Origin of the sequence: Clostridium sp. CF012 (assembly GCF_018861755.1) — a bacterium.
In the GTDB taxonomy this organism is placed as follows: domain Bacteria; phylum Bacillota; class Clostridia; order Clostridiales; family Clostridiaceae; genus Clostridium_AD.
In genome coordinates this window covers 1-7,259 of the sequence record NZ_JAHLEF010000064.1, presented here as the reverse complement: position 1 = coordinate 7,259, position 7,259 = coordinate 1, and the positions used below count along the sequence as shown (strand labels likewise).

The window sequence follows — 7,259 nt, the reverse complement described above, 5'->3', positions numbered from 1 at the left end:
GTTACTGGTTTAATGAGTAAAATACCAGGTGTAAAAATTGGGAAGATTGGCAATGTAGGCGTAGAGGATAAGGGTACAAAAGTAAAAGCAATAACAAAACCGAAAGTATATAATGTAAAAAATAATTTTGGGTTAACTATACCAAAACATGCAAAAGGTTCAAGCTATACAAAAGCTGGATTTGCATTAATTAACGAAGAAGGCGGAGAAATTAGAAAATTATCCAGTGGAGAAACAATTATCCCAGCAGATAAATCAAAACAATTAATAGAAAAATCCAAAGGTGGCCATACATTTATTTTTAATTTTAAAGGTAATGTAGGTTCAGAAGAATTTTTCGAGGAAGCATCTGAAAAAACGTGCAGTAAGATTTTAGGACTATTAGGAAATATGTAAAAGAGTGGTTTTTATAATCGCTCTTTATTTTTATTAAAGGGAGTGATTATAATAGCAGACATATTTTTTTCGGATTTAAAAAGAAAAACAATTTTGCAGGTACCAGTCCTTCCAGAAGAAATGCCTGAATTAAATAAAACCTCCAAAAATGAAGAATTTGAAACATTTAATAATGGAATATTTAATTTACTAGGAAGTGTAGGGCTCGTAACATTTAACCTCACTAGATTCCTACCACAATTTGGCGGAAAATATAGTTGGGCTAGGAGTAAAGATGACCCTTATTTGCTTATAAATCTGTGGATTAAAGCCATGCATAACAAAGTGCCATTAAGGTGCGTAATGATGCGAGGTAACAAGCATGGTAAACCCGAAATATTAAACTGGCTGGTATCGGTGGAGGCCATGACGTGGCACGAAGATAGGTTGCATGATGTGCAATATAGTGTCGATTTTAAAGAATATAGGGTGATAAAATGACAAGCGATTTAATGGTATTTGCTAATAAAAAGTGGACTGATGCATTGCCAAAAAGCAATAATGTTGCATGGGGTAGTGACAAAGATACTTTAGGGACAGAGTTAAGTTTTGTAAGTTTATCAGATTTGGCGGAAGGCAATATAGTAAGATTTAAAATAGATTCCAAGTTAGTATTCATGGGCGTAATCGTTAAAAAATCCAAAACTAAATTAATTTATAACTATACGTGCTTTGATTTTTCTTGGTACTTAAATAAAAATGAGACTATAATACAGTTTAATAAAATTAGTGCCAGCGCAGCAATAGAACAACTATGTAAAAAGTTTGGTATCAAGTGTAGCATAGTAAAAATAGATTATACGGTGCAGGAAGCTAAGAAGTCTACTTTTAAAAGCAAAGCAGATAAAACCGTTACACTTAAAAGTGGTAAAACTAAAGTGGCCAAAAGAGTTGTTAAAACAAAAATAACCACATTGATAAAAAAAATTTATAAAGATATGACTTTAAGTGCCATCATAGATGATATTCTGGCGCAAGCAGAACTTGAACTGGGTATAAAATTTACAAAGGAAATGATAGGAGATATTTTATACATAAGAAAACAAAGAGAATATAAAATATTTCCAACTTTTTTATTAGCTAGTGATCTAACCATAACTTCTTCTATAGAAGACATGAAAAATAAAGTTTTAGTTGTATCTTCTGATGAAAAAAACAACAAAATTCTAGCAAACGTGAGTGATCAAAAAAATATTAAAATCTATGGAGGATTGCAAGAGGTTATAAGCGTAGAGCAAAAAGATGAAAGTAAAGCTAAAAATATAGCGAATAATTTCTTGAAATCTAATAACAAAATATTCAAAGAAATAACTTTAAATATAGTTATTCTTGATGGCGGGGAAGAAATAAGAGCAAATAGAAGTATAGGCTTAAATATGAAAAGCAAGGGCTTGGGTGGTTGGTACAACATTAAAAATTGCTCAAATACTTTAGAAAATAACAAACAAAAATGCTCGATAACTTTAGAATGCTAGGAGGTAAAGATGGGATATGCTACAGATTTGGCTATGGAAATGAAAAAAAGAAATAATGTAAAAAGAATAGGAAACTTAGTTGGAGAGATATTGTCTTTATCTCCTCTAAAGATTGGAATTTTAGGCAATGAAGTAATGTTAGATAGCACAAACTGTTTTGTTTGTAATAATCTAAAAGAACAAATTGAAAGAAAAGCTACACTAAAAATAGACGGATATGCTACTGGAGATGCTAATGGAGCTATTACATTTAAAGAAATATTAAAAATCGGTGATAAAGTACTTGTTATTTCAGATGCTGAAGGTCAGTTTTTTTTTATTATAGATAAAATTGAGGTGATATAAGTGGATAGTATTTTACCAGCAATAGACATAGAACTAGAAACGGTCTTAGAAGATTTTGACGAGGTAACCACAGAAACTGCAATAACCCCCATTGGGAAGTCATTAAAATTTGATTTTATAGAGAGAAAATTTGTTTTTGAAAATGGAAAGAATATAAGAATCGAATCCGAGGAAGAGATTAAACAATGGATTACTTTACTTTTAGTAAGCTACAAAGATAAATATAAAGTATATAAAGATACAGATTTTCATTGCAATATTGAAGACCTCACCGGACAAAAACCAACAGATTATATAATCGCAGAACTAGAAAGAGAAATTAGCGAAGCAGTTATAACACATAGGTTTATAAGTTCCATAGAAAATTTTAAAATAGAGTACGAAAAAAGAACCTTAACAGTATCATTTACAGTGATTTTAAAAGACAATGCAACTCTTAGCATCATACAAAATTTATAAAAAAGCGAGGTGAAAGTATATGTATGAAAATAAAACAGTAGATAATATTAACCAAGAAATGTTGACTAGTATTCCAGATGAATATGAAAAAACTTTAGGAAATCCAACTGCTGATATTATAAAAAGTTTTGCAATAGAAAGTAATAGTATCTGGGTGGGGTTACAAGCCTTATTTAATAAAGTAGATGTAGACAAGTTAGAAGGCGAAGAATTAACTAGTTATGTAACGCAAAGAAAAGGTATAGATAGAAAAATAGCCACTTTTTCAAATGCTGCTTTAACGATTGTTGGCAATGGGAATATAGTTGTTGGAAATTTATTTGCTACCGCTAATGGTTTGCAATTTAGGTCATTGCAAAATATAACAGTAGCTAATACCGCTATAGTCACTGTACAAGCATTAGATGCGGGTAATAATGGCAATGTAGGTGCTAATGCTATTAATCAAATGCCAGTTACTATAGCTGGGATAGTAAGTTGCAATAATTTATTAGCTAGTTTTGATGGGTTTGAAGCTGAAACAGATGATTTACTTAGAGAACGATACTACGAAGCTTTAAGGATGCCCGCAACCAGTGGTAATAGATTTCATTATATGAAATGGGCAAAGGAGATTGTAGGTGTTGGAGATGCTAAAGTTATAAGTTTATGGAATGGCGCTAACACTGTAAAAGTAATAATTATAGATAGTAATAAACAACCTGCTAGTGTAGACGTAGTTAAAAAGTCACAAGACTATATCGACCCCGCCATAACTGGTACAGGCGAAGGAGAAGCACCTATCGGTGCCTATTGTACGGTAGTTTCTGCTATAAGTAAATCAATAAACATAGACCTAGTAGATATACAAGAAGCTACAAATTACACACTTGCAGAAATAACCGAAACTTTAAAAACCAACATAACGGAATATTTAAAAGAGGTTGCATTTAAGCAAGATTACATATCCTATGCAAAAATCGGGAATGTAATTTTAAATACAAAAGGTGTAGAGGATTATTCAAATTTGAAAATTAATGGTGGCATTGAAAATATTTCAATTGCAAATGAAGAGGTCGCAGTTGTGGGGGCTATAAATGTTATCTAAAGATAATTTAATTTCAAATATGCACAAAATATTTAGAGATGATTTATGGCTACAAGAAATATTTAAAAGTGGCGGGAATGAATTAGATACTCTAAAAAGTGCCATGGCTGAATTAGAAAAACAATATAATTTCAAAACTATCTCCCTAGAATTTCTACCATTTTATGAAAAATTGCTTGCAATAAAAACCAACCCTTTAAACTCGATTGAGGATAGAAGAAGTTTTGTGGAAGCGAAATGGAAATCTGACAGTAAGGCAGATTTAAAACTAATACAAGCAGTATGTAATAGTTGGCGAGGCGGGGTAATAGCAGTTACCTTCCCAAATGGTAAAATACAAATAAAATTTAATGGCTTAGGTGGAGTTCCATCCGATTTAAAAGGCTTAGAGTTAGCTATAGACGATGTAAAGCCTTCACATTTACCAATTCGGTATATATTTATGTATCTTTACTGGAATCTGTTTGAAAGTTGGAATTTAACATGGGATGGGTTAGAGTCTAAAAATTTAACATGGGATAACTTAGAATCAAAAGTAACAAATTAAGGAAGGTGAAAATATGGCTAGTACAAACAAAACACCCAACATTGGATTAAATAGCTGGGTAGGAACAGATTTACTTAAGCGTGAGGATCTTAATGCAGATAACTTAATAATAGATGCAAAAATAAAAGAAATTGATGAGAAAGCATCTAATATTAAAGTGCCGGTTACAAGCGTAAATCTTAAAACTGGGGATGTAACACTAAATGCAGGCGATATTAAAGCGGCAGATGGAGCAACAGTTGAGTCGCATTTGGCTGAAACGGCGAAACAAATGAATGATTTAAAATCCTCTGTCGATAATGGGAAAAATGGCGTTTACTCTGCTATTGTCGGCAAAAAAATAACACCTGCAAGTAAGGATTTTTCGGCACTTGTAGCAGGAGTAAATGCAATAAAATTAGGAGATGGAAACGCAACAGAGGATAAGGTGCTTAGTGGCTCAACTTTTACTAATGCTGATGGAATTTTAAGAACTGGGAATATACCCAAAAGGGGTAGTGAAGAGTATCCAAATTGGAGAAGGGCAACTATCGGTACTACAGGTAATGCTGGTGGTAGAGTTCATATGGGCATACCATTAGGTGCATATCTTACACCTAATTCCGAACAAAGTGGAAATATGGGAGTGTTTATTGACGAACCTAACCAAATACCATCTAACCTAATGGCAGGTAAGTCTTATTTTGGAGTTTTAGGAACTTACTATCCATCTAGGTATATTGCAAGTGATAACGTAAGTAATTCATATTATGGTGGCTATGCTGACCCTAGAATTTGGACTACTGAACTTATACAAATGGGTAAAGTTGGTAGACGATTGACTGTGAATTTCACTGGTTCAATTAGGATTAAACTTATGTTTAGTGCTGGCTTGACAAATATGAATGCAAATGCACAATTATATAAAAATGGTTTACCATTCGGTACATTATATAATTTTTTATCAGCTGGAAATTATTCATTAGATACTAATGTTAATGCGGGTGATTATTTTGATACCTATATGCAATCACTGAACCCCAAATCTGGCGAACAGTGTGCATCAGGAATTAACATTTGTTATTCATTTGTAAACGACTTAACTCCTGTCACTATCGGAACAACCGTATCATAAATTAGGAGGTGCTTTTGTGAAATATAAAATACAGATTACAGATTTAGCAACTAAACAAACAATAATAGATGAAAATTCAGACAAAGTTTTAGTTGAAATTCAAGAACATTTCGATGGCAATTATCTTGTGTTTGATGATGGAGTAGTACCTTTACAACTTACTATATTAAATGCACTAGAGCAACAAATAAATAGTTTGCAAAATAAATTATTAGAAAGCGAAGGAGTGATTTAACAATGGCAACAGTAATAGTTAAACAATATTTAGTAGGTATATTAGTTAAAAAAATTAGCACACAGGAGATAAATCCAAAGACAAATGAACCTTTTAAAGTAGAAGATATTCTAATTGCAGAATATAAAATTGCGGTAGAAAATGCTTTATTGGAATTAGCAAAAGTAGTTTAGTTAAGACGATTTAGGAGTAGATGGCAATGGCAATCCAATCGTAGTAGCATAATTTAAAAGGGTAAAGTAGGCACTCAATAGGGTGTTTTTATTTTGCCGTTTTACTAAGTAATTGCTGAACCATAGGAAACTAGAAGTAATATCATAAAATATCCAATAGCTATGAGCCTAAAAATCAAAGTTAAGTTTTGGTAAAATAATTCGATAATACAAGTGTAAGAAAGAAATTGTTTTAAATTTAATTAATGGAGGAATGTAACAATGAAGAAAAAAAGTTTCATTATTTTTATTTTATTATTAATGATCTCACTAATTGGAGTTCGAGTAAATGTTTTTGCCGCGGATCAATATAGTAATACTGTAGTTCCAATTATGACTGGATATACAACGAACGGTGTTACTGTCAGTGCTAGTAGTGAACACTCAACTGATTATGCATGGAAAGCTTTTGATGGAGGCTCTTCATCAGGACACCAGTGGAGTACATATTATTCTCCTAACCCACTCGTTACAAATACATCTGGATGGATAAAAGTAGATTTTGGTGCTTCTAAAAAAATAGAAAAATATACAATGAGATGTCTTTATGAAAAGCAAGCACCTAAGTCTTGGACATTTGAAGGAAGTCAGGATGGTGCTTCTTGGACAGTATTAGATACTAGAGCAAATGAAGTCAATTGGACTAATGTAAAAAGAGAGTATACTTTCTCAAATGAAAATCAGTATAAATATTATAAATTAAATGTGTCTGCAAATAATGGATATTACGGTAACATCATAGTATGTGAAATAGAACTTATGAAAAAAATACCAAGTATTTCCGCATCTAGCATTGAATTAGATAAAGCAGCAACAACTTTAATTGTAGGAAATACAACAACATTAAATGCTTCTATACTACCTGTGGATGCAGCAAATAAAAATGTGAATTGGATATCCAGTGATGAAACAATAGCAACTGTAGATGCTACAGGGAAAGTAACAGCAATAAAAGCAGGAACTGCAACTGTGACTGCAACAACTCAAGATGGAAGCAATTTATCTGCAGGGTGTATAGTAACTGTAACGAATCCAGGTATAATTGCAACAGAACTTACTTTGGATAAAACAAATTTGGCTCTTACAGTAGGGAATAGTGGACAACTAGTAGCAACAATAAAACCAAGTAATGCAACAACTGGAAGTGCAATTTGGACATCTAGTAATCCAACAATAGCAACAGTAGATGCTACAGGGAAAGTAACAGCAATAAAAGTAGGAACTGCAACTGTGATTGCAACAACTCAAGATGGAAGCAATTTATCTGCAAGTTGTATAGTAACTGTAACAGATAAAGTTGTACAACCACCTACAGACAATACAGGAAATGCAATACTTACAATAACAATG

The 7,259-nt window shown here is 32.2% G+C and carries 10 protein-coding genes and 1 pseudogene; all 11 read left to right on the top strand.

All coding sequences use genetic code 11. The features are described from left to right. Nucleotides 1-396: pseudogene (locus KPL50_RS25870) on the top strand (phage tail tape measure protein); the annotation flags it as partial. A 93-nt stretch (nt 397-489) separates the two neighbouring features. Then, a complete protein-coding gene (locus KPL50_RS25865; protein WP_253200822.1) occupies nt 490-876 on the top strand; it encodes a hypothetical protein in 387 nt (128 codons plus the stop codon). Beyond that, the gene (locus tag KPL50_RS25860; RefSeq protein WP_216301366.1) at nt 873-1,910 is read left to right on the top strand and encodes a hypothetical protein; all 1,038 of its coding nucleotides are present in this window, start codon (nt 873-875) and stop codon (nt 1,908-1,910) included. Before KPL50_RS25865 ends, KPL50_RS25860 begins: the two co-directional genes overlap by 4 nt. A 9-nt stretch (nt 1,911-1,919) precedes the next feature. Next, a complete protein-coding gene (locus KPL50_RS25855; protein WP_216301365.1) occupies nt 1,920-2,255 on the top strand; it encodes a DUF2577 family protein in 336 nt (111 codons plus the stop codon). Next, entirely contained in the window at nt 2,256-2,714 is a 459-nt protein-coding gene (locus tag KPL50_RS27305) for a DUF2634 domain-containing protein (protein ID WP_216301364.1), read from the top strand. A gap of 19 nt (nt 2,715-2,733) precedes the next feature. After that, nucleotides 2,734-3,801, top strand: coding sequence for a baseplate J/gp47 family protein (locus tag KPL50_RS25845; protein ID WP_216301363.1), 1,068 nt, complete (start codon nt 2,734-2,736; stop codon nt 3,799-3,801). After that, nucleotides 3,791-4,348 carry a putative phage tail protein gene (locus tag KPL50_RS25840; RefSeq protein WP_216301362.1) on the top strand — a complete coding sequence of 186 codons (558 nt, stop codon included), beginning with the start codon at nt 3,791-3,793 and terminating at the stop codon, nt 4,346-4,348. Before KPL50_RS25845 ends, KPL50_RS25840 begins: the two co-directional genes overlap by 11 nt. Before the next feature lie 13 nt (nt 4,349-4,361). Further along, on the top strand, nt 4,362-5,462 hold the full coding sequence (locus tag KPL50_RS25835) for a hypothetical protein (protein WP_216301361.1): 1,101 nt from the start codon (nt 4,362-4,364) through the stop codon (nt 5,460-5,462). A gap of 16 nt (nt 5,463-5,478) precedes the next feature. Then, complete coding sequence (locus tag KPL50_RS25830) at nt 5,479-5,697, top strand: hypothetical protein (RefSeq protein ID WP_216301360.1); 219 nt, start codon at nt 5,479-5,481, stop codon at nt 5,695-5,697. A gap of 2 nt (nt 5,698-5,699) precedes the next feature. Then, nucleotides 5,700-5,870 carry a hypothetical protein gene (locus tag KPL50_RS25825; RefSeq protein WP_216301368.1) on the top strand — a complete coding sequence of 57 codons (171 nt, stop codon included), beginning with the start codon at nt 5,700-5,702 and terminating at the stop codon, nt 5,868-5,870. A 261-nt stretch (nt 5,871-6,131) separates the two neighbouring features. Then, the coding region (locus KPL50_RS25820) for an Ig domain-containing protein (RefSeq protein WP_216301359.1) at nt 6,132-7,259 on the top strand (1,128 nt) is incomplete at its 3' end.

What these genes read in the sequence shown, in the direction of transcription:
- KPL50_RS25860 (WP_216301366.1), top strand. Translation starts at nt 873, where the DNA reads ATGACAAGCGATTTAATGGTATTTGCTAATAAAAAGTGGACTGATGCA.
- KPL50_RS25855 (WP_216301365.1), top strand. Translation starts at nt 1,920, where the DNA reads ATGGGATATGCTACAGATTTGGCTATGGAAATGAAAAAAAGAAATAAT.
- KPL50_RS25845 (WP_216301363.1), top strand. Translation starts at nt 2,734, where the DNA reads ATGTATGAAAATAAAACAGTAGATAATATTAACCAAGAAATGTTGACT.
- KPL50_RS25840 (WP_216301362.1), top strand. Translation starts at nt 3,791, where the DNA reads ATGTTATCTAAAGATAATTTAATTTCAAATATGCACAAAATATTTAGA.
- KPL50_RS25835 (WP_216301361.1), top strand. Translation starts at nt 4,362, where the DNA reads ATGGCTAGTACAAACAAAACACCCAACATTGGATTAAATAGCTGGGTA.
- KPL50_RS25825 (WP_216301368.1), top strand. Translation starts at nt 5,700, where the DNA reads ATGGCAACAGTAATAGTTAAACAATATTTAGTAGGTATATTAGTTAAA.